This is a genomic window from Amycolatopsis japonica (assembly GCF_000732925.1).
Classification (GTDB): Bacteria; Actinomycetota; Actinomycetes; order Mycobacteriales; family Pseudonocardiaceae; genus Amycolatopsis; species Amycolatopsis japonica.
The window spans coordinates 489,246-513,652 of record NZ_CP008953.1 but is presented as its reverse complement, the minus strand read 5'-3'; the positions used below and the strand labels follow the sequence as shown (position 1 = coordinate 513,652).

The following is a 24,407-nucleotide window of genomic DNA, read 5'->3' as shown; positions in this document are numbered from 1 at the left end:
CCACGGATGACATAACCGCTGGTCAGTTGAACGCGGCCTGGATCGGCCCGACCGCGAAATAGGCCACGAACATCGCCGCGATACCCCACATCAGCGGGTGCACGCCCTTGGCCTTGCCGGTGACCGCGCGGATGACGACGTAGCTGACGAAGCCGGCGCCGATGCCGTTGGCGATCGAGTAGGTGAACGGCATGACCACGATGGTCAGGAACGCGGGCAGCGCGACGGTGAAGTCGGAGAAGTCGATCTCCTTGACCTGGCTCATCATCAGCGCGCCGACGACGACCAGCGCCGGAGCGGCGGCCTCGACCGGGACGACCTGGTAGAGCGGGGTCAGGAACATGGCCGCGATGAACAGCACGCCGGTGACGACGTTCGCGAGCCCGGTCCTGGCGCCCTCGGCGATACCGGACGCGGATTCGACGAAGACGGTGTTCGAACTCGACGACGCGAAGCCGCCCGCCACCGCGGCGGTGCCGTCGACGAACAGCGCCTTGCCGACGTTCGGGAGCTTGCCGTCCGCCGGGAGCAGCCCGCCTTCCTTCGCCAGGCCGGTCATCGAGCCCATGGTGTCGAAGAAGTCCGCCAGCACCAGGGTGAACACCAGCAGCACGACGGTGATGATCGGCAGCCGCGTCCAGGCGCCGAAGGAGATGTCGCCGACCAGCGAGAGGTCCGGCATGCCCAGGACCTGATCCGGCAGCGCCGGGTAGCCGAGGTTCCAGCCCAGCGGGTTCACGCCCTTGGAGGGGCCGACCTTGGTGATCGCCTCGACGACGATCGCCAGCACGGTCGACGCGAGGACACCGATCAGGATCGCGCCCTTGACCCGCTTCGCCACCAGGATGCCGGTGACCAGCAGGCCGACGACGAACACCAGCGTCGGCCACGAGGCGATCGAGCCGTTGATGCCCAGCCCGACCGGCACGGTCGTCTTCGCGTCGTCCGGGACGCGGCGGACGAAGCCGGCGTCGACCAGGCCGATCAGGCAGATGAACAGGCCGATGCCGACCGCGATCGCGGATTTCAGCGGCGGTGGCACGGCGTTGAACACCGCCGTCCGGATGCCGGCGAACACGAGCAGGACGATGACCAGGCCCTCGATCACCACCAGGCCCATCGCCTCCGGCCAGGTCATCTGGGAGGCGAAGGTGACCGCGATCAGGCTGTTGATGCCGAGGCCGGTGGCGATGGCGAACGGATAGTTCGCCACCAGGCCCATGATGATCGTCAGCACACCGGCGACCAGCGCGGTCACCGCGGCGACCTGCGGTACGGGGAGGATGTTGCCGAGGACGTCCTTGTGCGCGCCCGCGTCTTCGGCGGAGAAACTGCCGAGGATCAGGGGATTCAGCACGACGATGTAGGCCATCGTGAAGAAGGTGACGATCCCGCCGCGGATCTCCCGCCCCGGTGTCGAGCCGCGCTCGCTGATCTTGAAGAACCGGTCCAGTGTGGACCGGGTGCGCTGCTCCGCCATCGCGTACCACCCTTCGCCCGTTGCCGGGTACCCTTCCCCACGTGGGCGAATCGATCAATTCCGGGGAAGTAAACGGTTCATTGCGGCCAACGCCGGAGCTGCCGAAGCGGCTGACCGACCTGACGCCGGTCGTGATCGTAGGTACCTCGCTCTGGGCGGTCGCGACCGTGGTCCTGTTCTTTGTGACCGACGGCATCTGGGTGCAGACGGCGTTCTCCGGCGTCGTGCTCGGCTTCATCGGTCTCGCGATCATCGCCTGGCAGCGCGCCGCCGCCCGCCGGGGCTCGAAGAGCGCCCAGCGCCTCTAACCCCCGCATTCAGAGGACGAAACGCGGTCAGTTCAAGAGCGCGGAGGGCGAGGGGTCGTCGAGCAGGGCCGTCAGGACGTGACGGTCGGCCCATCGGTCCGTGGCCCAGGCGAAGGCCCGGCCGAGGCCTTCCGGGGTGTCGGCGGCGTGCAGCCTGCCGTCGGACCACCAGGCGACCTCGTGCTCGGCGTCCTCGAAGGTCACCGTCAGCGCCTCGTGCAGCAGCACGCCACCCTCGGGCAGTTCGACGCCCAGCTGATCGGCGGCCAGCCGGAGCGCGGACAGCTCCGTCCACGGCACGTACTCGCCGTCTTCGGTGACCTTGGCGTCGAGACCGCTCGCCATCGGCAGGTCCAGCAGTTCCGCCAGCGCGGCGGCGCCGCTCGCCGAGACGACCATCCGCTCCGGCGCCAGTACGGCCGCGAACCACGGCACGTCGAGCACGACGGCGTCGCGAGCGTCGACGGCCGAGCCGTCCGCGGCACGGACGCGGTCCGGCGCGGGAACGTCCACTGTGTACTCGGCGAGGGCCGCGTGCGCGCGGGAAGCGAGCCCGGGGCTCACCTTGCGCTCGGGATCCCCGAGCCGATCCAGGAGATCCTCGACGTCTTCGGCGTCCGCCCCCAGCTCCGTCCGGACACCGGCGGCGAGCAGGATCTCCTTGCTCAGTCCCGAATCCGGGACGACGTCGTAGAGCCCGGCCAGCGCGGACGCTTCCGGCATCCGCCAGTCGAGCGGGGCGTGCCCGTCCAGCAACGCGTACCGCGCGAGCCACCAGCCGGTGTGCCCGCCGGGTTCGGTGAGGGCCCGCCAGGTTTCGGGACGCGCCGCGAGCAGGCGCAGCGCCTCCGGCCAGGCGTCGTCACCGACGAGGTCGAGATCGCGCACGGCGAGCACCCGCGACGGCGGCCGTTCCCGGGAATCCCACCACTCGTGCTCCTCGGGCAGCCCGTGTTCGGGTTCGAGGGGTTCGTCGTCGGTGATGATCGCGAACGAATCGAGCACGCCGACCGCGACGAGCGTCGCCACCGGCCAGTCTTCGGCGAATTCCTCGTCCAGCACTGACAAAGCGCCGTCTTCTTCGAACACCTCGGGGTCGAAGATGTCGCCCAGCGGCGACGTCGGCAGGACGAGCTCGTCCGCGCGACGCCAGCCGTCCTCGCTCGGCAGGGCCAGCGCACCCGCCCAATCGGGGGCTTCGTCGCCGACTTCGGCGATCAGGCGGAGCACCGCGCCCGCGAGCGCCATACCGTCCAAACCGGACCGGACGTCTTCGACACTGCGTTCGACGGCCGCGCTCAGCGCGTCGGCCTCCAGCAGGTCACTCGCCTCGGCGTGCTTGGCACCCAAGCGTTCCAGCAACGGATGCGCGGCGGCCGGATGCACCAGCCGCAGCCCGATGATGTCCACATCGGACAGGAGTTCGAGCAGTTCCGCCGAGCCTCCGACGAGCAGCGCGTCGCGGACGCCGGGCAAGGTCCGGCCGTCGGACATCGGCACCGGCAACGCGCCGAGATCGTCCTTGGTGAGGTCGTGTGCTTCGAGCGCCGGGAGCAGCACGTCGTAAAGCGAACGCCACCACGAGGGCTCGCGCTGGGCCCCGGTCAGCAGCTCGATGGCTTCGGCGGGCGATAGCGTCCGCGCGCCGACCGCGCGAAGGTCCACACCGGACAGTGAAATCAAGCCGGGCACGAGATCGGCCAGCAGCGGCGCCAATCCCGGCACGTCCACCGAAAGGACACGCGCCTGACGCCCCGGCAGATCGTCACCCTCCTGCGCGGGAAGCCAAGGCGAGTCGCTGAGATTCTCGAGGATGGCCTCGCGCAGCGTTCCGTCCACAGTGGAACGCGGGAAGCCCGCGCCGGGCACGAGCGCCAGACGTTCCTTGCCCGGCAAGGAACAGACGAGCTCGACGTACTCCCGCGCGGCATTCTTCAACGCGGTGGTCAGCTCCGGCCCCGGCAACGCGCGGCGCCGGGACGGCTCGATCGGGAGCGTCGCGATCAGCCTGGCCGGCAGGGAAAGCCCGTCGTCGGTGGGGGTCGGCGCGTGCAGCACGTCGTCACCGAGCGGCCGGGGTGAACCTGATCCATCGAGCGGGACGGCCCAGACGACCTCGCCGCGATGCACCTGCCAGTGCTCGGATCCGCCCGGCGACGCGAGCTCGACGACACCGTCACCGAGATCGGAGCGGCGCCAGACCCCGCCTTCGACCTCGACGCTTTCCAGCCAGGGCAAGGTGAGCAGAAGATCGCCGATATCGTTCTTCAGATCCGCCAGCAGGGCCCGGACATCGACGCCTTCGCGTAGCGGAAGCCGGACCTCGGTGGTGAAACCCTCGGGCACAGGCGGCTCGTCGTCGGCGACCGGCCACGGCAGCCGCAGCACGGGAACGTCTCCGGTGCGCTCGGCTTCGGCACGCGTGCGTTCCGCGGAGAACGCGACGCCTCCGGTCACCGAAACGATCCTCGGCTCGGCGGAAACAGTGAGCACGGCGGCGAATCCGACGCCGAACCGGCCGACGGTCTCCTCCCCCTTGCCGGAAGCACGAAGGGAGGCAAGGGATTCGACCCCGCGGGCGTCCAAGGGCGCGCCCGTGTTGGCGAACCTCAGCTCACCGTCCACAACGGACACCCGAAGCGTGCCGCGATCACCGGCCGCCAGGGCGGCGTCGGCGGCGTTCTGCGCCAGCTCGACGAACAGCCGGTCGCGGTAGCCACCGACCCGCAGGTCGTTCTCGGTGTTCGTGTCCTCGGTGAACCGCGTCGGCGAATCGGCCCACGCCCGCAGGACGGCGGCGCGGAGCCGCTCGGTGCCGAACGGGTCAGTGCTCACTGGCGCTTTCGGCCTCGACCTGCGCCTCGTCGGCCGTTTCCGCGGTCTCGGCGGTCACCGCCTCGGGTTCGACCTCCGGCTGGACCTCGGCGGTCTCGGGCGCCTCGGCCACCGGGGCCTCGGACTCGTCGACGACCGTGGCTTCGGCGGGCTCGGGTTCGGGAGCCTCGACGGGCGTCTCCGGAGCAGGCTCGAAGTCCATCAGCGAGTCGTCGTAGACCAGTTCCGCCACCGGCACCGACGAGGTCACCTCGACCTCGATCTCGGAGTGCGCGCCGCAGCCGTACTCGACGTCGACGACGTGGCCGTCCGCCGGGGAGATGTCGTTGGTGCACGCGCCGAAGGCCGCGCTGAGCGAACCGGCGAGCGACACGAAGAACCCACAGCTGCCGCAGACGTCCGGCGCGCTGCGAGCCATGTCCGACCGCGGGCCGAACTCGCCGCTGTGCCAGCGGGCGGCGGCGTCGAGCCTGCCGTGCCGGGACAGCACGTGGACCCGGCCGAGCCCGGTCTCCTTGGCGACCGCCTCGACCGCGGGGTCGTCGGACTCCAGGTACGCGGGGACGAGCCGCGGGTCGTCCTTCTCCACCGGGAAGATGTCGCCGACGCCGAGGTCGCCCGCCTGCACGCGGCGCTCCCACGGCACCCACGCCGGGGCGACACGCGCGTCCGGACCCGGGATCAGCACGACCTCGCTGACCGTGATCGGCTCGTCCTCACCGGCGAGCGCGACCGTCACCGACCAGCGCCAGCCGCGATACCCCGTCACGGTCGCCTCGAACAGGTGGCTCGCGGAGACCGCGTCCTCGGAGTCCACGCCGACGTGCGCGCCGACCTGTTCGGCACCGGCGTCCTCCAGCACCGCCGCGCGGGCCAGATCGACCGCCTCGGCGAGTTTGCGCTGGATGGAGCCGTCGTCCAGGGTCAACAGCAGGGTCATGCCCCCATTCTGCCGCACGCGATATCGCGGTCCGTGTCAGGCTGTCCGCGTGCGCACGCTGATGACCACCTCGCTCCTGCTGGCCGCCGTCCTCGGTGGCTGCGCCGCCGCGCCGGTGAGCGACGCCGCGCCGCCCGCGCCCGAGAAGCTGAAAGTGCGGGTGCTCTCGACGTTGCCCCATGATCCGGGCGCCTTCACCCAGGGTCTCGAGTTCTCCGGCGAGACGCTGTACGAGGGCACCGGCCTGGTCGGGAAGTCGTCGATGCGGGCCGGGCCCGCGGGTGCGGCGCCGGCGGTCCGGCAGGAACTGCCCGGCCTGTTCGGCGAGGGCATCACCGTGCTCGGGGCGACGGCCTGGCAGATCACCTGGCAGGACGGCGTCGCGATCGAACGCGACGCCAAGACGCTGGCCGAGCTGAGGCGGGTGACCTACACCGGCGAGGGCTGGGGACTCTGTCATCGCGACGGGCGGCTGGTGATGAGCGACGGCTCGTCGAAGCTGACTTTCCGCGACCCTGTGTCCTTCGCGCCGACGGGCGCTGTCGATGTCGGCCGTGACCAGCTGAACGAGCTGGAATGCGTCGGCGACTCCGTGTACGCGAACGTCTGGCAGACCGACCGGATCCTGCGGATCGACGCCGCGACCGGGCGCGTCACCGGCGAGATCGACGCTTCCGGCCTGCTGGACGGGGCCGAGCGGGGCGCCGCGGACGTCCTCAACGGCATCGCGGCGGTGCCCGGGACCGACGAATTCCTGATCACCGGCAAGCTCTGGCCCAAGATGTTCAGGGTGAAGTTCGTCCCGGTTCAGGCATAAAACAGCGAAGCTTGCTTCTCCTTTGAGGGTGGCGGCGGGGGCATGGATGGAGAAAGCAGTGGTGAACGCGCGAAGCGAGTCCCGCGTAAGGCAGGATTGAACCGTGGGAATCTTCGGCTCGAACTCTGGACCCGACGGCACGCGTTCCGGCCGGTCGGGCAAGGAGCGTGGCCGCAAGAGCAAGCGGAAGTGGACGCCGGAGCCCGGCGCCGCCCAGGCACGCAGCTGGTCCGCACCGCCGCCGACCAGGGTCGATCAGCAGCCGGTGCCCCCGCCCGCGCCGCGTGCGGCCCGCCCGCAGCCGCCGCACCAGCCCCAGTACCAGCCGCATCCGGCCGGGCCCACCGCCGACGAAGCGCGCACCAGCGCGATCCCGATGGGACACCACCAGCCACCGCCGCCGCCTCCGCCGCCGAGGACGCCTCCTCGTGGCGCGCGGCCGTATCCGGATCCTTCGCAGCGTCAGACCGAACCCGTCCGGCGTCGTCCGGGCGGGTTCTACGACGAGCATCCGCCGGGCAGCGGCGAGTACGAGCACTACGACACCGGCGGATACGCGGGCGAGCCGCGTGAGGTGCCGGAGCCTCCGCACGAGCATCCGACGACCGCGGTCCCGCCTCGCGCGGGTGCCCTGCCGAAGATGCCGAAGAAGATCACGGTCACCCGGGTCGCGGCGATGCGCAGCCGTCAGCTCACCGGGCAGGCCGTCGGCGCGTTCCAGCGCGCGACGAAGGCGGACGGCGCCGACAAGTCGGGCCTCACTTCGCTGACGTACGCGGTGATGCTGAACTACGCCAGCGACGCCGCGATGGCGATCGCGCTGGCGAACACCTTGTTCTTCGCCGCCACCAGCGGGGAGAGCAAGGGCAAGGTCGCGCTCTACCTGCTCATCACCATCGCGCCGTTCGCGCTGGTCGCGCCGGTGATCGGTCCGGCGCTGGACAAGATCCAGCGCGGCCGGCGGCTGGCGATGTGCGTGTCCTCGGCCGGGCAGGCGCTGATGGCGATCGTGATGGCGCTGCACTTCGACGACTGGCTCCTGTACCCGGCGGCGCTGGGCATGATGGTGCTCTCGAAGTCGTTCACCGTGCTCAAGGCCGCGGTGACCCCACGGGTGCTGCCGCCCGAGATCACGCTGTCCAAGACCAACGCGCGGCTGACCGTGTTCGGCCTGGTCGCCGCCGGCGCGTTCGGCGCGCTCGCGAGCGGGGTCAACGCGATCTGGGGCTCGCAGGGCGCGTTGTGGTTCACCATGCTGATCTGCGTCGCGGCCGCGGTGCAGTCGATGCGCATCCCGTCCTGGGTCGAGAAGACCGAGGGCGAGGTGCCGGCGTCGCTGTCCGCGCATCCCGAGCGGCGGGTCAAGAAGCAGCGGCAGCCGATGGGGCGGCAGATCGTCGTCTCGTTGTGGGGCAACGGCACCGTCCGCGTGCTGACCGGATTCCTGATGATGTTCTCCGCGTTCGCGGTGAAGGCGCAGGCCGAAGGCAGCGGGCAGAGCCCGTTCGACCAGCTGCTGCTGCTCGGCATCATCGGCGCCGCGGCGGGCGTGGGTGGTTTCCTCGGCAACGCGCTGGGTTCGCGGCTGCATTTCGGCAAACCGGATCAGGTGATCCTGGCCTGTGTCGGAGCCTGTCTCGGCATCGCGATCATCGCCACCGTGGCGGCCGGACTGGCGACGGCGGCGATCGTGGCGCTCGTCGGCGCGACCGCGAGCGCGCTGGCGAAGATCAGCCTCGACGCCGTCATCCAGGAGGACCTGCCGGAAGAGTCACGCGCGTCGGCGTTCGGGCGGTCGGAGACCGTGCTGCAGATGTCCTGGTGCTTCGGTGGCGCCGTCGGCCTGCTGCTGCCGCCGACGTACTGGATCGGCTTCCTGGTGCTGTCGATCCTGCTGGCCGTCGGGTTCACGCAGACGTTCATGGTCCGGCGCGGGACCTCACTGGTCCCGGGTCTCGGCGGCGAGCGGCCGCTGCGCCCGGAGCCGACCAGCGAAACGCCGGTCCCCTCGCAGCCCGGTGACTCCCGGTGGCGGCCGGGCTCGTAATCTTCACCGTATGCGGCGACTTCGTATTTTGGCCCTGCTCGCGGCGGGTGGTTTCGTGGTGGCCGGTTGCGCGGCCCCCGGCCCCGAAGAGGTGACCTTCTTCGCCGACGGCAAGACGGTGAACGTCGGCCCGCTGGCGTCGTGCGACATCAAGAGCGCCCAGTGCACCACCAGGCCCGACGCCGCGGGCAAACTGCGGATCCGGCCGGGGAAGCCGGTGCAGATCTCGGTGCCGAGCGCGATCGCGGAAACGCCGTGGAAGGTCACGGTGCAGTACGTGAACGGCCAGGGCGAGCCGCAGGAACTCAAGCAGGACATCATTACGTCGCGGGACCGGTTCGCCTACACCGTGACGACGCCGCGGCCCGACGACCAGATCCTCGTCGTCGAGGTCGCGCAGGCTTCGGTGCTCAGCCGGACCGGACGGCCGGAGGACGCCGAGGCGGTCACGACGGCCATCTGGTCGCTGCAGGTCGAGCCGCCGGCCGCCTGAGGGAGCAAGGGACCTTTGCTACCACCGCGCGGCCGTCCCTGAGCTGCGGCGCTCCTCGAGTCCGTGAAGGCCTCCTTGAGGGACTCTGGGTCCCTCAAGGAGGCCTTCACGGACCAGGCGAGGTTCCCGAGGCATCGACGTACGCGAGTGCCATGAAAGGTCCTTTCCTTGCAAATTTTGCAAGGAAAGGACCTTTCATGGCACGTGGGTGGGGAGCGCCGATCAGGGATCGAGGTCCCGCGCGACCGCGCGCATGATCTCGGCGATCTGCTTGGTGTTCTTGCGGTCCGGGTAGCGGTTGCGCCGCAGATCCGGCTGCACCTTGAGTTCGAGCAGCTTGATCATGTCCTCGATGAGCCCGTGCAGCTCCTCGGCGGGGCGGCGGCGCGCCTCGGCGACCGAAGGCGGCGGATCCAGCAGCCGGACGGAGAGCGCTTGCGGGCCGCGGCGGCCGTCGGCGACACCGAACTCGAGGCGCTGCCCGGCCTTGAGCCCTTCGACGCCCTGCGGCAGCGCGGCTTTGCGGATGTAGACGTCGGCGCCCCCATCCTGGGTGACGAAACCGAAACCCTTCTCCGCGTCGTACCACTTGACCTTGCCGGTCGGCACTTCCCTCACCAATCCTTTGCTGTCCCGCTCACAACGAACGCGCCCGGGGGCGTACCCAGGGCGCGCGTCCCATAAGCGTATCTCGCCACAGGCCCTGTGGAGAAGCGGATACCGGCGGATACCCTCTCCTTCATGGAGACCGCAGTAAAGGAGGCCGCTGTGGCCGTCCCCGAAAAGCCCGGCAAACCGATCCTCATGCGCGTCGGCATCGGCCTGTTCGCGCTGGGCATGATCGCCGTCACAGCGGTTTTCGTCATGTTCGCCGCCGGACTCGAGAACCTGCCGGTGTGGCTTTCCGCCGCGGCGGGCGTGATCACTCCGCTGGGGCTCGCCCTCGGCCTGATCGCCCTTATCCGCGAGGCTCGCCGAAAGAGCTGAGCCAGCCGGGGAACTCGGTCAGCGAGTCGAACACCACGTCGGCTCCTTCCGCGAGCAGCTCTTCCTTGGTGCACGGGCCGGTCGTGACCCCGATCGGGACCGCGCCCGCCGCCAGCGCGCCGCGGATGTCGCCGACGTGATCTCCGACGTAGACGCTGGCGCCGTGCTCGGTGAGCGCGGCGGCCTTCTCCGTCGACCACAGTTCCCCGACCAGGACGTCGACCTCCAGCCCGAGCGCGTCCAGGTGGAGTTTCGCGTTGGGCGCGTATTTGCCGGTGACGACGACGGTGCGTCCGCCCGCCTCGCGGACCGCGTGCAGGGCTTCGGCCGCGCCGGGCATCGCGACCGTCACCGGCACGACCGTCTCCGGATACATCGCGCGGAACCGCGCCACCAGCTCCGGGATGCGCTCCTCCGGCGCGCCGAAACCCCGCAGGCTGGCGTCGAGGGGCGGCCCGAGGTTGGCCGCGAAGTATTCGCCGTCCAGCGGCAGGCCGGATTCCACGCCGAGCGCGTTCATCACCGCGACCATGCCCGGCCGCGGATCGATCAGTGTCATGTCGAGGTCGAACCCCACGGTGATGCCCACACGATCACGGTAGCCGCCACCACCGACCGATTTACACCGGATGGACACCCGTCAACTTCTTTGACATGCGCGTGATCTGTGTCAAGCTGGAAGTGTGGGCGAGATCACGAGCTTCTCCGATCGGACCAAGGCCTCCCTGCGGGAGGCACTGCTCGACGCGGCCACCGAGCTGCTCACCGAACACGGCTACACGGCCCTGCGGATGGCGGACGTCGCCGCCCGCGCCGGCGTGAGCAGGCAGACCGTCTACAACGAGTTCGGCAACAAGGGCACGCTCGCCGAGGCCGTGGTCCTCCGGACGACTTCGGAGTTCCTGGAAGGCATCCGCGTGCGCGTCCAAGACGCACTGGACCTGCGCGACGGGATCCGCGAGGCGGTCGTGTACACGATCGAGCACGCCCGCGAGAACCGGCTCGTCGCCACCACGCTGGGCACCGAAGCGGGCGAGGACCTTCTTCCCCTGCTCACCACCAAGGGCGAACCGATCCTGACCGCGGCCACCGAGGTCGCGGCCGGGCAATACCGCGAGTTCGAGCCGTCGCTCTCCCCGGAATCCGCCACTCTGCTGGCGGAGACCGTCGTGCGGCTTTCCCTGTCCCATCTCGTCATGCCGACGCATTCGGCCGACGAGGCGGCGGCGGCGGTCGTCGCCGTGCTGGCACCCGCGATACGGGCGCTGACCACCGATTCGAAGGGGACCTCATGACCGACACGCTCTCCGAACTGCGGACCGGTTTTTCCTCCCTGCGCAAGGGCGGGCTGAACTGGGACTCGTTCCCGCTGCGGCTGTTCGTCAAGGGGAACAAGAAGTTCTGGAACCCGGCCGACATCGACTTCTCCCGTGAACGCGAAGGCTGGGAAACCCTCAACCCGGAACAGCAGCGGTCGACGACCTATCTGGTGGCACAGTTCATCGCGGGCGAAGAGGCGGTCACCGAAGACATCCAGCCGTTCATGCGGGCGATGTCCGCGACCGGCCGCTTCGGCGACGAGATGTACCTGACGCAGTTCTGTTTCGAGGAGGCCAAGCACACCGAGGTGTTCCGTCGCTGGATGGACTCCGTCGGGCTGACCGAGGACCTGCATCCGTACGTCGCGGAGAATCCCCACTACCGCAAGCTTTTCTACGAAGAGCTGCCGCAGTCCTTGCGCGCGCTGGAAGACGATCCCAGTCCGCTCAACCAGATCCGCGCGAGCGTCACCTACAACCACGTCATCGAGGGCAGTCTCGCGCTGACCGGGTACTACTCGTGGCAGCTGATCTGCACCCAGCACGACATCCTGCCGGGTATGCAGGAACTGGTGCGCCGCATCGGCGACGACGAACGCCGCCACATGGCGTGGGGCACCTTCACCTGCCGCCGTCACGTGGCCGCCGACGATTCGCTCTGGGACGCGGTGCAGCAACGGATGGGCGAACTGCTCCCCCACGCGCTGGGCATGATCCAGTGGGTGCAGGACCAGTTCGAGGAGATCCCGTTCGACAACGATCCCGAGGAGATCATCCAGTACGCGGCGGACCGGGCGCAGCGGCGTCTCGGCGCGATCGAGTCCGCGCGCGGGATGCCGGTGGAGCAGATCGATCTCGACTACTCGCCGGAGAACCTCGAAGAGACCTTCGGCGAAGAAGACGCGAAGGCGATCGCCGCGGCGGCCGCCAACTCCGCGGCCTGAGGAGTGCTGAAGGACGCTTTCCCCGCATCGCACGCGGCGAAGGACGCTTTCACTGCATCACATGCGGTGAAAGCGTCCTTCAGCCCCTACCCGGCGGGCCAGTACACGGCGTGCGTGCGGCCGTTTTCGTTGTCGGACAAGCCGACGACCGTTCCGTTCGCCGCGATGTGGGTGGCGACGCTGTAGGAGCCGCCCGGCAGCGCGCCGAGGACCGTCCGAGTGCCGTTCGCCGTCCACTTCGTCGCGATGTTGTTCTCCAGGCCCACGACCGTGCCGAGCCGGTCGATGTCGTAAGCCAGCCCACGCGCGGTCGAAAGTGTCGTACGGGTTCCCGCGCGGTTCCACTTGACCGGGCTTTCCGTGCCGAACACCAGATGGCCGCCACCGGCCGCGGCACCGGCGTTGTTCACCGCGTTCGCCCAGCCCGGATCCCGTTCCGGCCAGTCGAGCCAGGTCATCCGCCCGTCACGCTCCCACCGCACCGGTTTCGGGTTGCCGCTCGCGTCGTCGGCGCTTCCCGCGATCACCCCGAAATCGTTCATGTCCTCCGGGGTGGCGCGCGGATTGCCCGGGGAAAGATCGGTGATCACACCGGCGAGATTCCAGCGCACGACGTGGTTGTTCCCCGCGGCGTCGGACGCCGTTCCGGCGACGGTCCTGCCGTCCGGGGTGACCCATTCCGCGTTCGCGTAGGCGCCGCCCGGCAAGCCGCCGAGGTCCACCACCTTGCCGTCCGGGTTCCACCGGACGGCGTGCATCGTCCCGTCCGCCGCACGCCCGGCGCCGACGATCACGCCGCCGTCGGTGATCGCGTTCGCGGTCGCGTAATCCCCGCCGGGCAAGTAAGGCAACGCGGTCACCGTGCCGTCGGGCGCCCACTTGACCGCGGCCTGGTTCCAGTTCGCGTCCTTGTGGGCCCAGCCGACCGCGACCCCACCGCGGTTGACGTCCGTCGCCGTGCTCTGCTCGCCGCCGAGGCCGGGCAACGCGGAAATCCGGCCCAGCGCGTCCCATTTCGCCGCGTGGTACTTGATCTGGGTTTCCAGCGGTGTCGACGAACCGACCATGACGCCGTCGTCGTTGACCGCGTTGACCTCGCTGTACTGATCCCCCGGCAAGGTGCCCAGATCGATCGGCGCGGTGGCGGCGACCGCCACGCCTGGCAGCATCAGCGGCAGCACCGCGAGCGAGCCTGCCAGAGCGAGAACTCTTCTGCTTCGCTTGAGTGTCATGACTTTCTCCCCTTCGCGGCGGTTCGGGTCCGCCACGAAGGGAACACGCGACAACGGTGTGACAGGTTGCCTCGAAGTGTCAGGCGTGCTTGGTCGACGCCGCCTTCTCCAGCCCGAGGATGCTGATCGACTCCGCCCGCATCTCGACCTTGCGCACCTTGCCGGTCACCGTCATCGGGAACTCCTCGACGACATGGACGTAGCGCGGGATCTTGTAGCGCGCCAGCTTGCCCTCGCAGAACTCCCGCACCGCTTCGGCCGTCAGCGGCTCCGCGCCCTCGCGCATGCGGACCCAGGCCATGAGTTCCTCGCCGTACTTCTCGTCCGGCACGCCGATCACCTGAGCGTCGAGGATGTCGGGATGCGTGTAGAGGAATTCCTCGATCTCGCGCGGGTACAGGTTTTCGCCGCCGCGGATGACCATGTCCTTGATGCGGCCGGTGATGTTGACGTATCCGTCGGCGTCCATGATCGCGAGGTCGCCGGTGTGCATCCACCGCGCCGCGTCGATCGCCTCGGCCGTCTTGTCCGCCTGTTCCCAGTAACCCAGCATCACCGAGTAGCCGCGGGTGCAGAGTTCGCCCGGTTCGCCGCGCGGCACGGTCAGCCCGGTCTCCGGATCGACGACCTTGACCTCCAGATGCGGCCCGACCCGGCCGACCGTCGACACCCGGCGCTCCACCGAATCGTCCGCGCGGGTCTGCGTCGAAACCGGCGACGTCTCGGTCATGCCGTAGCAGATCGACACCTCCGCCATGCCCATCCGGTCGATGACCTGCTTCATCACCTCGACCGGGCACGGTGAGCCCGCCATGATCCCGGTGCGTAGCGAGGACAGGTCGTGAGAAGCGAAGTCCGGGTCGGCCAGTTCGGCGATGAACATCGTCGGAACCCCGTACAGGGACGTGCATTTCTCGGCCGCGACGGCTTCGAGGGTGGCCTTCGGCTCGAACGCGGGCGCCGGGATGACCATGCAGGCGCCGTGGCTCGTCGCCGCGAGATTGCCCATCACCATGCCGAAGCAGTGGTAGAAGGGCACGGGGATGCAGATCTTGTCGGCTTCGGTGTAGTTGCAGAGTTCGCCGACGAAGTAGCCGTTGTTGAGGATGTTGTGGTGGCTGAGGGTGGCGCCCTTGGGAAAGCCGGTGGTGCCGGACGTGTACTGGATGTTGATCGGGTCGTCCGCGGAGAGTTCGGCCTGCCGCTTCACCAGCGGCGCGCGGTCGGCCTTGCGCCCGATCTCCAGCATCGACGGCCACTCCGGGCTGTCGAGCAGCACGACGTGTTCCAGCGCCGGGCACTTCGGGCCCGCTTCGGCGATCATGCCCGCGTAATCCGAGGTCTTGAACGAGTTCGCGGCCACGATGAGCTTGATCCCGGCCTGGTTCAGCACGTATTCGAGTTCGTGCGAGCGGTACGCCGGGTTGATGTTGACCAGGATCGCGCCGATCTTCGCGGTCGCGTACTGGACGCAGGTCCACTCCCAGCGGTTCGGCGACCAGATGCCGACGCGGTCGCCCTTGGCGATCCCGAGGTCGAGCAGGCCCAGCGCGAGCGCGTCCACTTCGGCCGCGAGTTCGGTGTACGTCCAGCGTTTCCCGGCCGCGCGGTCGACGAGCGCGTCCCGGTCGCCGAAGGCGGCGACGGTGCGATCGAAGTTGTCGCCGATGGTGTCCCCCAGCAGCGGGGTGTCCGAGATTCCCGATGCGTAGCTCGGTACTGCGGGGGCGTCGGGCATGGAGACTCCTGCGTTCGGCGGCATCGACGCGTCGAGTCTAGGAACGTGGCGTGACGGCGGCCACCTGCAAGTGGAGACCACCTCAGGGGAAACCCGGAGGCCCGCTCCGGCGGCGGCCGATATCGTCGAGGACATGCGCCTCTACATCGTCGACGCCTTCACCTCCGAAGCCTTCGCCGGTAACTCCGCCGGCGTGGTGCTGCTGGACGCTCCGGGCGACGCGGGCTGGATGCAGTCCGTCGCCGCCGAGCTGAAGCACGCCGAGACGGCCTTCGTCGAGGTTGGTGGCGACGGGCCGAAGTCGCTTCGCTGGTTCACACCGGAGACCGAAGTCGACCTGTGCGGGCACGCGACGCTAGCGACCACGCACGTCCTCGGCGGCGAGCAGACCTTCACGACGAGAAGCGGCGAGTTGCGCTGCCGCGCCGAGGGCGGCTGGGTGTCGATGGACTTCCCGTCGGATCCGCCCCGCGAGTCGGACGACGATCTGTCGTCGATCCTGCCGGGCCTGGAGTTCGAGTACGTCGGGCGCAGCAAACACAACCTGTTCGCGGTGGTGGACGACGCTTCCGTCGTGCGCTCGCTCGCGCCGGACCTGGCCGCGCTGCGCGCGCACTGGAACGGACGGCTCATGGTCACCGCACCGGGTGACGTGGACGGGATCGACTTCGTCACCCGGTTCTTCGCGCCGGGCGTCGGCATCGACGAAGACCCGGTCACCGGCTCCGCGCACTGCGTCCTCGCGCCGTACTGGGCCGCCCGGCTCGGCCGCGACAAGCTCGTCGGCGAGCAGGCCTCGGCCCGCGGCGGCATCGTCCGGATGAATCTCGAAGGCGACCGCGTCCTGCTTTCGGGGCAGGCGGTCACCGTGGCCAGCGGGGAGTTGCACGTCTGATGCGCCTGATCCTCAACGTCATCTGGCTCGTGCTGTGCGGCCTGTGGATGGCGCTCGGCTACATCGTCGCCGGCATCATCTGCTGCATCCTGATCGTCACCATCCCGTTCGGGCTGGCGTCGTTCCGGATCGCGGCGTACGCGCTCTGGCCGTTCGGCCGCACCGTGGTGGACCGGCGCGACTCCGGGGCCGCGTCGACGATCGGCAACGTCATCTGGTTCATCTTCGCCGGGCTCTGGCTCGCCATCGGCCATGTGCTGACCGGGGTGGCGCTGTGCATCACGATCATCGGGATCCCGCTGGGCGTGGCGAACTTCAAGATGATCCCGGTGTCGCTGATGCCGCTGGGCAAGGAGATCGTGGAACTCCCCTGAGGCTTGACCGGGGGTTGCGAAAGCCACTTTCGCAACGTTGAAGGTTGCGAAAGTGGCTTTCGCAACGTCGGAGGTGGCGGGGCCTGGCAGCCGCCGGGAGACGTGCCCCGACCACGCTACCGCCGCCCTTCGCTCGTCCCTGTAGTACATGAAGGCCCCCTTCCTTGCGCCTGGCGCAAGGAAGGGGGCCTTCATGTACTACGGTGCCCAGCCGGACCCGCCTGGCTCAGTCCTCGGGCTCCCACGGCAGCGGGATGATCAGGCAAGGACCGCCGACGAACAACCCGCCGTCGATCCCCAGCGCCTTCCCGCCCGCGTAGAGATACGGTCCCTCGATCTGCGCGGGGTGGATCCCCAGCTGGTCCGCGATGACGCTGTGCCCGTGCACGATCCGCTCGCCGCCGAGCCGGTCCATGAGCTGTTGCGCGACGTCGGCGCCCTCCGGTCCACGGAAGGCGTACCGCGTGGTCATCCGCCGCCACACGTCCCACCAGGCTTCGATGTCGCTGCCTTCGAGGATCTCGCGGCCACGCGCGTTGATCCCGTCGATGTCCTCGCCCCAGCCGAGGTACTCGAGGGTGTCCGAATGCATCAGCAGGTGATCCGCGGCCAGCGTCAGCATCGGGCGCGAGGTCAGCCATTCGATATGCTGCGGAGTGAGCCTGTCCTGGTCTTCGAGCAGCCCGCCGTTGATCTCCCAGCTGCGGGCGAAGCTGCGCGGCCCGAAGTCGGACGGCACCTCCGTGTCGCCGAAGTGGTACATCCCGAGCAGCAGGATCTCGTGGTTGCCCAGCAGCGTCCCGCAGTGCCCGCCCGCCGTGGCGGCCTGGCGTTCGAGCCGCATCACCAGGTCGATGACGCCGACGCCGTCGGGCCCTCGGTCGACGAAGTCGCCGAGGAACCACAGGGTCGCTTCGCCGCCGGCCCAGTCGTCGTCGGAGTCGAGCAGCCCCTTCTCCCGGAGCGCCTCGGCCAGCTCGTCCCGGTGTCCGTGCACGTCACCGACCACATAGGTCGGGGGCGTGGGCTGATCGTCGTGCATCGTCTGACGATAAGCCCTCCGCCCGCCGTCGTGTCGCTCAGCCTTCGCCGAAGGGGTCGCCGGTGCGCCCGACCAGATCGGCGATCGAGTCGATGATCTTGGTCGGCCGGTACGGGTAGTGCTCCGCGCTCTCCCGCGTGGAGATGCCGGTGAGCACGAGGATCGTCTGCAACCCGGCCTCGATTCCCGAGTGGACGTCGGTGTCCATCCGGTCGCCGATCATCAGCGTCGACTCCGAATGCGCGCCGAGCCGCCGCAGCGCGGAACGCATCATCAGCGGGTTCGGCTTGCCGACGTAGTACGGCGAACGGCCGGTCGCCTTCTCGATCAGCGCCGCGACCGAACCGGTGGCGGGCATCGAGCCCTCCATGCTCGGGCCGGTGGCGTCCGGGTTGGTGGCGATGAACTTCGCGCCGCCTTCGATCAGCCTGATCGCGCGGGTTATCGCGCTGAAGCTGTACGTCCGCGTTTCGCCGAGGACGACGTAGTCCGGGTCTCGTTCGGTCAGCACGTAGCCGACCTCGTGCAGCGCCGTGGTCAGCCCGGCCTCGCCGATCACGAACGCCGAGCCGTTCGGCCGCTGCGACGCGAGGAACTTCGCGGTCGCCAGCGCGGAGGTCCAGATGGCCTCCTCGGGGATGTCGAGACCGGTCCGCTCGAGCCTCGCCCGCAGGTCGCGCGGGGTGTAGATCGAGTTGTTGGTCAGCACCAGGAAGCCGATGTCGTTGGCGCGCAGCTCCTTGAGGAACTCATCCGCGCCGGGCACGAGATGCTCCTCCTGCACCAGCACGCCATCCATGTCGCTGAGGTAGGTCCAACGGCGCTCGTTCATACCTCTCACCCTAATGATCCGAGACGGCGTGAACAGCCACGGACGCCGCCTTGACCGAAAGATTGACCGGTGTGCCGGGTTCGAGCGCCAGTTCGGCGACCGCGGCCGGGGTGAGGTCGGCGGCGAGACCCGCCGCCCAGCCGTCACCGCGGGCCCGGACACGGATCACCGGTCCGTGTGGTTCGAGCGCGTCGACGATTCCCTCGACGGTGTTGCGCGGGCTGCCCCGGTGTTCGCCGTCACGCAAGTACACGGCGACGGCGCTGGGCGCGAAGACGGCGACAGCTGCTTCGCCCTCGACGACGTCCTCGGCCGGGATTCCGGCCAACTGCCCGCCTGACGTGCGCAAACCGCCTTCGACGGCGAAGCCGGGAACCAGGTTCAGCCCGGCGATCCGCGCGGTGAACGCCGTGCGCGGTGCGGAAAGGACCTTGCGGGTCTCGCCGCGTTCGACGATCCGGCCGCCGTCGAGGACGGCGACGTGATCGGCCAGCGCCAACGCGTCGAGCGGGTCGTGCGTGACCAGGACGGTCGGCGGTCCGGACCGCAACACCCGGCGGAGCAGTCCTCGGATGGCGGGCGCCGCGTCGACGTCCAGAGCCGCGAAAGGCTCGTCGAGCAGCAGAAGTCCCGGTTCGGCGGCCAGGGCCCGCGCGATCGCGACCCGCTGCGCCTGCCCGCCGGAGAGCTGGGCGGGCCGTCGATCGGCCAGTTCGAGCGCGTCCACTTCGGTCAGCCACTCCCGCGCGCGCCGCTTCGCCTCGGCGCGCCCGGCTCCGGTCGAGCGCGGCGCGAAGGCGACGTTGTCCAAAGCGGACAGATGAGGGAAGAGCAGAGCGTCCTGGGAGAGCAGGCCGATCCCGCGCGCGTGCGGCGGCAGGCCCGCCAGGCCGCGCCCGCCGAGCGTGATCCGTGCCCGGTCCGGCCGGAGCAGACCGGCGAGGCAGCCGAGCACACTGGACTTGCCCGACCCGTTGGGGCCGAGTAGCGCGAGCACACCGCCGTCGGGGACTTCGAAGCCGACGTCCAGGGTGAACCCGCCACGCCGGAGCGCGATCTCGGCCGAAAGGGTCACGACCGGACTCCTTCGAGCGCGCGCGGCCGGGCGAGCGCGATCACCGCGACGGCGACCAGGATGAGCAGCAAGGCGAGCGCCACGGCGCTGTCGACGTCGACCTCGGCCTGGGTGTAGACCTCCAGCGGCAGGGTCCTGGTCACCCCTTCGAGGCTTCCGGCGAAGGTGATCGTCGCGCCGAACTCGCCCAGGGCCCGAGCGAAGCTGAGCACGATGCCCGATCCGAGCGCGGGCAGCAGCAGCGGCAGCGTGACCCGGCGGAACACCGTCCACGGCTTGGCGCCGAGCGTCGAGGCGACCCGTTCGTACCGGTCACCGGCGCCGCGAAGGGCGCCTTCGAGACTGACGACCAGGAACGGCATCGCCACGAACGTCTGCGCGATGACCACGGCGGCCGTGGTGAACGGCACCTGCTCGCCGGTCAGCGCGGTCACCAGGACGCCGAGGAAACCCTTGCGGCCCAGCAGGTACAGCAGCGCCAGGCCACCGACCACCGGCGGCAGGACCAGCGGAAGCAGCACCACCGCGCGCAGCACGCGGACACCGCGCGCCCCCGAACGCGCGAGCACCACGGCGAGCGGGACACCGAGCAGCACACAGGCCACAGTGGACAGTCCGGCGGTGAGCAGCGAGAGCTTGAGCGCGTTCAGCGAGGACGTCGAGGTGATGAGGCTCGGGAAGCGCGTCAGGTCCGAACGCACCAGCAGCCCCACGACCGGCAGCACCACCAGCGCCAGCGCGCAGATCGCCGGCGGCCACAGCACCCACGGCACCCCCGCATTTAGTCCTCTGAATGCGGTCGTTGCGTGTGCATCGACCGCATCCAGAGGACGAAACGCGGGGTCACGGCGTGCCAAAACCGACCTTCGCCAATTCCTTCTTGCCTTCCTCGCTGAGCACGAAGGACCTGAACTGCCTGGCGAGGTCGGCTTGCGGAGCGTCCTTCACCACCGCGATGGGGTAGTTGTTGATCGCGCCCGCGGCTTCGGGGAAGTCCACTTTGTCCACCTTCCCGGCCGCTGACGTCGCATCGGTGACGTAAACGAGCCCGGCGTCGGCGTCGCCCGACTGCACCTTCGCGAGCACCGACTTGACGTCCTGCTCCTCACTGGCGGGCTTGAGCGTCACCCCGGACGACTGCTGGACCTTCTTCGCCGCCGACCCGCACGGCACCTGCGGAGCGCAGACGACCACGGTCAGCCCGTCCTTCGCGAGGTCGGCCAGGCCCTTGATGCCCTTGGGGTTGCCCTTGCCGACCGCGATGGCGAGCCGGTTGGTGGCGAACACCGACGGCTGCCCGTCGAGCACCTCGCCCTTGGCCGCCTTGTCCATATTGGCCTGATCGGCGGAGGCGAACACGTCCGCCTTGGCGCCCTGGGTCAGTTTCTGCACCAGCGCCGAGGAGCCCTCGAAGCTGAACTTCACGGTCACGCCGGAGTTCTGCTCTTCGAACCGCTTGCCCAGCGTCCCGAACGACTCGGTCAGCGACGCCGCCGCGAACACGGTCAGCGTCCTCGACTCGACCGTCGCGGTCACCGGCTGATCCGAACCGCAGGCGGTCGCGGCCAGTGCCAGCGCGAGCAGGGCGGGGGCGAGTCTCCTCATCGGCTTCCTTCCGGGGTTTCGATCACGACGGTGGTCGCCTTGACGACGGCGACCGCGAGCACCCCCGGCCGCAGCCCGAGTTCGCGGACGGCTTCGGCGCTCATCAGGGAGACCACGCGATGCGGACCGCACTGCAGCTCGACCTGTGCCATCACCTTGTCCGTGACGACCTCGGTGACGAGACCGACGAAGCGGTTGCGCGCGGAGCGGCCGACGTTCGAGGGATCCTCGGGCTGTTCGGCCTGCGCCTTGGCGAACGCGGCGAGTTCGGCGCCGTCGACGACCTTGCGGCCCGCCGAGTCGTCGAACGCGGTGAGCTGGCCGGCGCGGACCCAGCGGCGGACGGTGTCGTCGCTGACGCCGAGCAGACGAGCGGCCTCAGACAACCGGAATTGCGGCATGCCTGGCAGATTACTTCCGCAGATACGGAAAAGCTATGGTCGCGAAGAAGTGCCGGGGAGTTCGTCGCGGAGGCCATCGAGCAACGCGCTCTGGAATCGCTCCAGCACTTTCCGCTCGTCGGGAGAGAACTGTTCGAGCACCGACTTCATGTTCGTGTACGCGGATTCGAAGAGCGGCGCGTACTGCTCCATGGCGCCGGGAACGACCTCTATCAGGACCTTCCGGCGGTCGGCGGTGTCGCGGACGCGGCGGGCGAGACCCGCCTTCTCGAGCCTGTCCATGACGCCGGTCACAGCGCCCGTCGACAGCCCGGTCAGCTCCGCGATCCTGCCCGCTGTCAACGGTCCCGGCGCCTGCCCGGCGAGTTCGAGCACCTTGTGGTCGGTGGCGGACAGGCCCATCCGCTCGGCGATGCGCGCGTGCCGGAGAACGGTCAGCGTGCTGCTTTCCCTGCCGAGATGGGCGAACCGGGCCAATTCGTCCGCCGAGAGCGGATATTTCGCCATCCGGAAACCCTCCCGATTCGGTACCTTCCGAATTCTAGACAGTCGGTTTTCGCCCGCTTCGGGGTTAGTCTGGTGTCAATGACAGCAGTCGATCTCGGGTTTCCCCGTGTCCCCGGTACACGTGGTCGCCCCAGCGTGCCCAGGCCGGACAATCCCGCTCTGATCGACACCTTCGGCCGCGTGGCGACCGACCTGCGGGTGTCGCTCACCGACAAGTGCAATCTGCGCTGCACCTACTGCATGCCCGCCGAAGGGCTCGAATGGATGCCGAGCGCGGACGTGCTGACCGACGACGAACTCGTGCTCCTGCTGCGGATCGCCGTCGAACGGCTCGGCATCACCGACATCCGGCTCACCGGCGGCGAACCGCTGCTGCGTCAAGGGCTGGAGAAGATCGTCGAACGGGTCGCGGCGCTCGAACCGCGACCGCGGCTTTCCATGACCACCAACGGGATCGGGCTCGCGAAGCGCGCGAAATCGCTCGCCGACGCCGGGCTGGACCGCATCAACGTCTCGCTGGACACCGTCGACCGCGCGCTGTTCGAGACGATCACGCGTCGCGACCGGCTTTCGCACGTGCTCGCCGGGATGGCCGCCGCGCGCGAAGCCGGGCTGGACCCGGTGAAGGTCAACGCGGTGCTGATGCGCGGCCTGAACGAGGACCAGGCCGTACCGCTGCTGAAGTTCTGCCTCGCCGAGGGGTACCACCTGCGGTTCATCGAGCAGATGCCGCTGGACGCGCAGCACGGCTGGAACCGCGGCGACATGATCACCGCCGAGGAGATCCTCGGCATGCTCGGCGAGGAGTTCTCACTGTCGCCGTTCCCCGCCGCGCGAGGCGGGGCGCCCGCCGAGCGCTGGCTGGTCGACGGCGGCCCTGGCGACGTCGGCGTCATCGCGTCGGTGACCCGGCCGTTCTGCGGCGCCTGTGAGCGGACCCGGCTGACCGCGGACGGCGCGGTGCGCTCGTGCCTGTTCAGCAACGACGAGACGGATCTGCGTGCCCTCGTGCGCGCGGGCGCGCGCGAAGAAGAGGTGGCGGACGCCTGGCGGGCGACCATGTGGGGCAAGCTCGCCGGACACGAGATCAACGAGGCCGGGTTCGCGCAGCCGATCCGGCCGATGAGCGCGATCGGCGGCTGACATGGTGACCATCGTGGTGCGGTACTTCGCGTCGGCCCGCGCGGCCGTCGGCCTCGACGAGGAGAAGGTGACACTCCCGGACGGCGCCCGCGTCGCCGACGCCGTCGCCCGCCTTCGCGAACTCCACCCGGAGAAGCTGCCGAAGCTGCTCGACGCGGTCTCCTATCTACTGGACGGCGTCGCGGTGCGGGATCTCACGCGGCCAGTGACCGACGCGGCCGAACTGGACGTCCTGCCCCCGTTCGCCGGCGGCTGACGCCTCGCTCACCGTCGCTGACCTGCGCGAACCTCGAAAGTGGTAGCAAAGGTCCCTTGCTCGCCGTCTCGAGTTCACCGTCCGGTCGCCGAAGCAGCCGAGGATGCGCCAGTGATCACTCCCCGCCGTATCCTCGCCGCGCTGCTCGCCGCGGTCGCCGCCACGAGCCTCGCGACCGCACCGGCCTCCGCCCACGAACGCGGCGTCAAGCCGCTGCCGCAGGCGCACAGCCACAACGACTACGAGCACACCCGTCCGCTGCAGGACGCGCTCGATCAGGGCTTCACCAGCGTCGAGGCCGACATCTACCTGGTGGACGGGCAGCTGCTGGTCGCCCACGACCTCGCGGACACCCGCCCGGACCGCACCCTGGAGTCGCTCTACCTGGAGCCGCTGCGCAAGCGCGTGCTGGCCAACCACGGCGTCGGCGTCTACCGGCAGCGCGCGGAGTTCCAGCTGCTGATCGACGTCAAGGGCGACGCGAACAGCACCTACGCGGCGCTCGAGAAGCGGCTATACGACCCGCGCTACTCCTTCCTCTTCTCTCTGTACGCGTTCGGACACGTGAAGAAGCGGGCCGTCACCGCCGTGATCTCCGGCGGGCGTCCCAAGGACGTGATGCTCGGGCAGAAGTTCCGGCTCGCCTTCTACGACGGCCGGATCAAGGACCAGAACGACCTCGGCATCGGCTCGGACCCCCGTGTCACCCCGCTGGTCTCGGACTCCTGGACGGGGCTGTTCACCTGGACCGGCGAAGGCCCCTTCCCCGCCGAGGAGCGGGCGAAGCTGCACGACCTGGTCGAGCGGGCCCACGCGGCGGGTCAGCGCGTGCGCTTCTGGGCCACGCCGGACGCCGCCGGGCCCGGCCGTGACGCGTTGTGGAAAGAGCTGGTCGCCGCCGGGGTCGACCACCTGAATACGGATGACCTGCCAGGGCTGGCGAACTTCTTGAGGTCTCGCTAAAGTGCGCGGCCCATTCGCGCGCGAAGGCGCACGAATGGGCCAGTCATCCCTTAATCCACGTGATGCAAGCCTCACGATCCGTGAATTATCTCGGTCAGGAAACGGCCAGATAACGGCCCGCTGACCTGCATAAACAGCCGAATCGTTATGGGTTGCGTGCTGTTACTGTGATGT

Annotated in this window: 26 protein-coding genes; 12 read left to right on the top strand and 14 right to left on the bottom strand. The window is 69.3% G+C overall.

The window, feature by feature from the left end; all coding sequences use genetic code 11:
• Positions 1-22: 22 nt before the first annotated feature.
• Positions 23-1,480 (bottom strand): NCS2 family permease, encoded by a 1,458-nt coding sequence (locus AJAP_RS02600; protein ID WP_038507891.1) that lies wholly within the window; start codon positions 1,478-1,480, stop codon positions 23-25.
• Between the two features lie 80 nt (positions 1,481-1,560).
• Between AJAP_RS02600 and AJAP_RS02595 the strand changes: the two genes are divergently transcribed.
• Positions 1,561-1,788, top strand: a complete 228-nt coding sequence (locus AJAP_RS02595; RefSeq protein ID WP_037335676.1) for a DUF2530 domain-containing protein — start codon at positions 1,561-1,563, stop codon at positions 1,786-1,788.
• Positions 1,789-1,815: 27 nt separating this feature from the next.
• Here AJAP_RS02595 and AJAP_RS02590 read toward each other — a convergent pair whose 3' ends face one another.
• Positions 1,816-4,623, bottom strand: a complete 2,808-nt coding sequence (locus AJAP_RS02590; protein ID WP_038507889.1) for a sacsin N-terminal ATP-binding-like domain-containing protein — start codon at positions 4,621-4,623, stop codon at positions 1,816-1,818.
• Positions 4,613-5,563, bottom strand: coding sequence for a DUF3027 domain-containing protein (locus tag AJAP_RS02585; RefSeq protein ID WP_038507887.1), 951 nt, complete (start codon positions 5,561-5,563; stop codon positions 4,613-4,615). The genes AJAP_RS02590 and AJAP_RS02585 overlap by 11 nt, the downstream gene beginning before the upstream one ends.
• A gap of 49 nt (positions 5,564-5,612) precedes the next feature.
• Here AJAP_RS02585 and AJAP_RS02580 point away from each other — a divergent pair, with 49 nt between their 5' ends.
• The 3 genes from AJAP_RS02580 to AJAP_RS02570 all read left to right on the top strand — a co-directional run bounded on the left by AJAP_RS02580 (position 5,613) and on the right by AJAP_RS02570 (position 8,920).
• Positions 5,613-6,380: a glutaminyl-peptide cyclotransferase gene (locus AJAP_RS02580; protein ID WP_038507885.1), complete on the top strand. Its 768-nt coding sequence runs from the start codon at positions 5,613-5,615 to the stop codon at positions 6,378-6,380.
• Between the two features lie 103 nt (positions 6,381-6,483).
• Complete coding sequence (locus AJAP_RS02575) at positions 6,484-8,427, top strand: MFS transporter (RefSeq protein WP_038507884.1); 1,944 nt, start codon at positions 6,484-6,486, stop codon at positions 8,425-8,427.
• Positions 8,428-8,455: 28 nt separating this feature from the next.
• Positions 8,456-8,920 carry a DUF2771 family protein gene (locus tag AJAP_RS02570; RefSeq protein ID WP_051972319.1) on the top strand — a complete coding sequence of 155 codons (465 nt, stop codon included), beginning with the start codon at positions 8,456-8,458 and terminating at the stop codon, positions 8,918-8,920.
• Positions 8,921-9,142: 222 nt separating this feature from the next.
• Here AJAP_RS02570 and AJAP_RS02565 read toward each other — a convergent pair whose 3' ends face one another.
• Positions 9,143-9,529: a cold-shock protein gene (locus tag AJAP_RS02565; RefSeq protein ID WP_016337551.1), complete on the bottom strand. Its 387-nt coding sequence runs from the start codon at positions 9,527-9,529 to the stop codon at positions 9,143-9,145.
• A gap of 132 nt (positions 9,530-9,661) precedes the next feature.
• Here AJAP_RS02565 and AJAP_RS02560 point away from each other — a divergent pair, with 132 nt between their 5' ends.
• The gene (locus AJAP_RS02560) at positions 9,662-9,907 is read left to right on the top strand and encodes a hypothetical protein (protein ID WP_051972318.1); all 246 of its coding nucleotides are present in this window, start codon (positions 9,662-9,664) and stop codon (positions 9,905-9,907) included.
• On the opposite strand, the gene AJAP_RS02555 is transcribed toward AJAP_RS02560, so the two are convergent.
• Complete coding sequence (locus AJAP_RS02555; protein ID WP_038507880.1) at positions 9,879-10,496, bottom strand: HAD family hydrolase; 618 nt, start codon at positions 10,494-10,496, stop codon at positions 9,879-9,881. The genes AJAP_RS02560 and AJAP_RS02555 overlap by 29 nt on opposite strands.
• 94 nt (positions 10,497-10,590) lie before the next feature.
• Between AJAP_RS02555 and AJAP_RS02550 the strand changes: the two genes are divergently transcribed.
• Together AJAP_RS02550 and AJAP_RS02545 are read left to right on the top strand one after the other, a co-directional pair.
• Positions 10,591-11,202 carry a TetR/AcrR family transcriptional regulator gene (locus AJAP_RS02550; protein WP_174491991.1) on the top strand — a complete coding sequence of 204 codons (612 nt, stop codon included), beginning with the start codon at positions 10,591-10,593 and terminating at the stop codon, positions 11,200-11,202.
• Positions 11,199-12,170, top strand: a complete 972-nt coding sequence (locus tag AJAP_RS02545; protein ID WP_038507879.1) for a R2-like ligand-binding oxidase — start codon at positions 11,199-11,201, stop codon at positions 12,168-12,170. Before AJAP_RS02550 ends, AJAP_RS02545 begins: the two co-directional genes overlap by 4 nt.
• 86 nt (positions 12,171-12,256) lie before the next feature.
• Here the strand turns inward: AJAP_RS02545 and AJAP_RS02540 are convergent, their stop codons facing one another.
• Positions 12,257-13,402 (bottom strand): hypothetical protein, encoded by a 1,146-nt coding sequence (locus tag AJAP_RS02540; protein WP_038507877.1) that lies wholly within the window; start codon positions 13,400-13,402, stop codon positions 12,257-12,259.
• 79 nt (positions 13,403-13,481) lie between these two features.
• Entirely contained in the window at positions 13,482-15,140 is a 1,659-nt protein-coding gene (locus AJAP_RS02535; protein WP_038507875.1) for an AMP-binding protein, read from the bottom strand.
• A gap of 133 nt (positions 15,141-15,273) precedes the next feature.
• Between AJAP_RS02535 and AJAP_RS02530 the strand changes: the two genes are divergently transcribed.
• Complete coding sequence (locus tag AJAP_RS02530; RefSeq protein WP_038522254.1) at positions 15,274-16,035, top strand: PhzF family phenazine biosynthesis protein; 762 nt, start codon at positions 15,274-15,276, stop codon at positions 16,033-16,035.
• Complete coding sequence (locus AJAP_RS02525; RefSeq protein ID WP_016337560.1) at positions 16,035-16,409, top strand: YccF domain-containing protein; 375 nt, start codon at positions 16,035-16,037, stop codon at positions 16,407-16,409. Before AJAP_RS02530 ends, AJAP_RS02525 begins: the two co-directional genes overlap by 1 nt.
• A gap of 226 nt (positions 16,410-16,635) precedes the next feature.
• On the opposite strand, the gene AJAP_RS02520 is transcribed toward AJAP_RS02525, so the two are convergent.
• From AJAP_RS02520 to AJAP_RS02490, 7 genes are all read right to left on the bottom strand, one after another.
• A complete protein-coding gene (locus tag AJAP_RS02520) occupies positions 16,636-17,451 on the bottom strand; it encodes a metallophosphoesterase (protein WP_038507873.1) in 816 nt (271 codons plus the stop codon).
• A gap of 37 nt (positions 17,452-17,488) precedes the next feature.
• Entirely contained in the window at positions 17,489-18,283 is a 795-nt protein-coding gene (locus AJAP_RS02515; protein WP_034308369.1) for an HAD-IIA family hydrolase, read from the bottom strand.
• A gap of 10 nt (positions 18,284-18,293) precedes the next feature.
• Positions 18,294-19,358, bottom strand: coding sequence for a sulfate/molybdate ABC transporter ATP-binding protein (locus tag AJAP_RS02510; RefSeq protein ID WP_038507870.1), 1,065 nt, complete (start codon positions 19,356-19,358; stop codon positions 18,294-18,296).
• The gene (locus tag AJAP_RS02505) at positions 19,355-20,122 is read right to left on the bottom strand and encodes an ABC transporter permease (RefSeq protein ID WP_038522251.1); all 768 of its coding nucleotides are present in this window, start codon (positions 20,120-20,122) and stop codon (positions 19,355-19,357) included. Before AJAP_RS02505 ends, AJAP_RS02510 begins: the two co-directional genes overlap by 4 nt.
• Positions 20,123-20,201: 79 nt before the next feature.
• On the bottom strand, positions 20,202-20,963 hold the full coding sequence (gene modA / locus AJAP_RS02500) for a molybdate ABC transporter substrate-binding protein (protein ID WP_038507868.1): 762 nt from the start codon (positions 20,961-20,963) through the stop codon (positions 20,202-20,204).
• The gene (locus tag AJAP_RS02495) at positions 20,960-21,364 is read right to left on the bottom strand and encodes a TOBE domain-containing protein (RefSeq protein WP_005156143.1); all 405 of its coding nucleotides are present in this window, start codon (positions 21,362-21,364) and stop codon (positions 20,960-20,962) included. Before AJAP_RS02495 ends, modA begins: the two co-directional genes overlap by 4 nt.
• 33 nt (positions 21,365-21,397) lie before the next feature.
• Positions 21,398-21,871: a MarR family winged helix-turn-helix transcriptional regulator gene (locus AJAP_RS02490; RefSeq protein WP_038507866.1), complete on the bottom strand. Its 474-nt coding sequence runs from the start codon at positions 21,869-21,871 to the stop codon at positions 21,398-21,400.
• Positions 21,872-21,949: 78 nt separating this feature from the next.
• Between AJAP_RS02490 and moaA the strand changes: the two genes are divergently transcribed.
• The 3 genes from moaA (at position 21,950) to AJAP_RS02475 (ending at position 24,233) form a co-directional block, all read left to right on the top strand.
• On the top strand, positions 21,950-23,014 hold the full coding sequence (gene moaA / locus AJAP_RS02485; protein ID WP_051972317.1) for a GTP 3',8-cyclase MoaA: 1,065 nt from the start codon (positions 21,950-21,952) through the stop codon (positions 23,012-23,014).
• A gap of 1 nt (position 23,015) precedes the next feature.
• Positions 23,016-23,270 carry a MoaD/ThiS family protein gene (locus tag AJAP_RS02480; protein WP_038507863.1) on the top strand — a complete coding sequence of 85 codons (255 nt, stop codon included), beginning with the start codon at positions 23,016-23,018 and terminating at the stop codon, positions 23,268-23,270.
• Positions 23,271-23,381: 111 nt separating this feature from the next.
• Positions 23,382-24,233: a phosphatidylinositol-specific phospholipase C/glycerophosphodiester phosphodiesterase family protein gene (locus AJAP_RS02475; protein ID WP_038507862.1), complete on the top strand. Its 852-nt coding sequence runs from the start codon at positions 23,382-23,384 to the stop codon at positions 24,231-24,233.
• Positions 24,234-24,407: the final 174 nt, after the last annotated feature.

Bases quoted from the DNA above. Each gene is read 5' to 3' on its own strand.
- AJAP_RS02600 (WP_038507891.1), bottom strand. From the start codon at position 1,480: ATGGCGGAGCAGCGCACCCGGTCCACACTGGACCGGTTCTTCAAGATC.
- AJAP_RS02585 (WP_038507887.1), bottom strand. From the start codon at position 5,563: ATGACCCTGCTGTTGACCCTGGACGACGGCTCCATCCAGCGCAAACTC.
- AJAP_RS02560 (WP_051972318.1), top strand. From the start codon at position 9,662: ATGGAGACCGCAGTAAAGGAGGCCGCTGTGGCCGTCCCCGAAAAGCCC.
- AJAP_RS02545 (WP_038507879.1), top strand. From the start codon at position 11,199: ATGACCGACACGCTCTCCGAACTGCGGACCGGTTTTTCCTCCCTGCGC.
- AJAP_RS02540 (WP_038507877.1), bottom strand. From the start codon at position 13,402: ATGACACTCAAGCGAAGCAGAAGAGTTCTCGCTCTGGCAGGCTCGCTC.
- AJAP_RS02535 (WP_038507875.1), bottom strand. From the start codon at position 15,140: ATGCCCGACGCCCCCGCAGTACCGAGCTACGCATCGGGAATCTCGGAC.
- AJAP_RS02530 (WP_038522254.1), top strand. From the start codon at position 15,274: ATGCGCCTCTACATCGTCGACGCCTTCACCTCCGAAGCCTTCGCCGGT.
- AJAP_RS02525 (WP_016337560.1), top strand. From the start codon at position 16,035: ATGCGCCTGATCCTCAACGTCATCTGGCTCGTGCTGTGCGGCCTGTGG.
- AJAP_RS02520 (WP_038507873.1), bottom strand. From the start codon at position 17,451: ATGCACGACGATCAGCCCACGCCCCCGACCTATGTGGTCGGTGACGTG.
- AJAP_RS02515 (WP_034308369.1), bottom strand. From the start codon at position 18,283: ATGAACGAGCGCCGTTGGACCTACCTCAGCGACATGGATGGCGTGCTG.
- modA (WP_038507868.1), bottom strand. From the start codon at position 20,963: ATGAGGAGACTCGCCCCCGCCCTGCTCGCGCTGGCACTGGCCGCGACC.
- AJAP_RS02495 (WP_005156143.1), bottom strand. From the start codon at position 21,364: ATGCCGCAATTCCGGTTGTCTGAGGCCGCTCGTCTGCTCGGCGTCAGC.
- AJAP_RS02490 (WP_038507866.1), bottom strand. From the start codon at position 21,871: ATGGCGAAATATCCGCTCTCGGCGGACGAATTGGCCCGGTTCGCCCAT.
- moaA (WP_051972317.1), top strand. From the start codon at position 21,950: ATGACAGCAGTCGATCTCGGGTTTCCCCGTGTCCCCGGTACACGTGGT.
- AJAP_RS02480 (WP_038507863.1), top strand. From the start codon at position 23,016: ATGGTGACCATCGTGGTGCGGTACTTCGCGTCGGCCCGCGCGGCCGTC.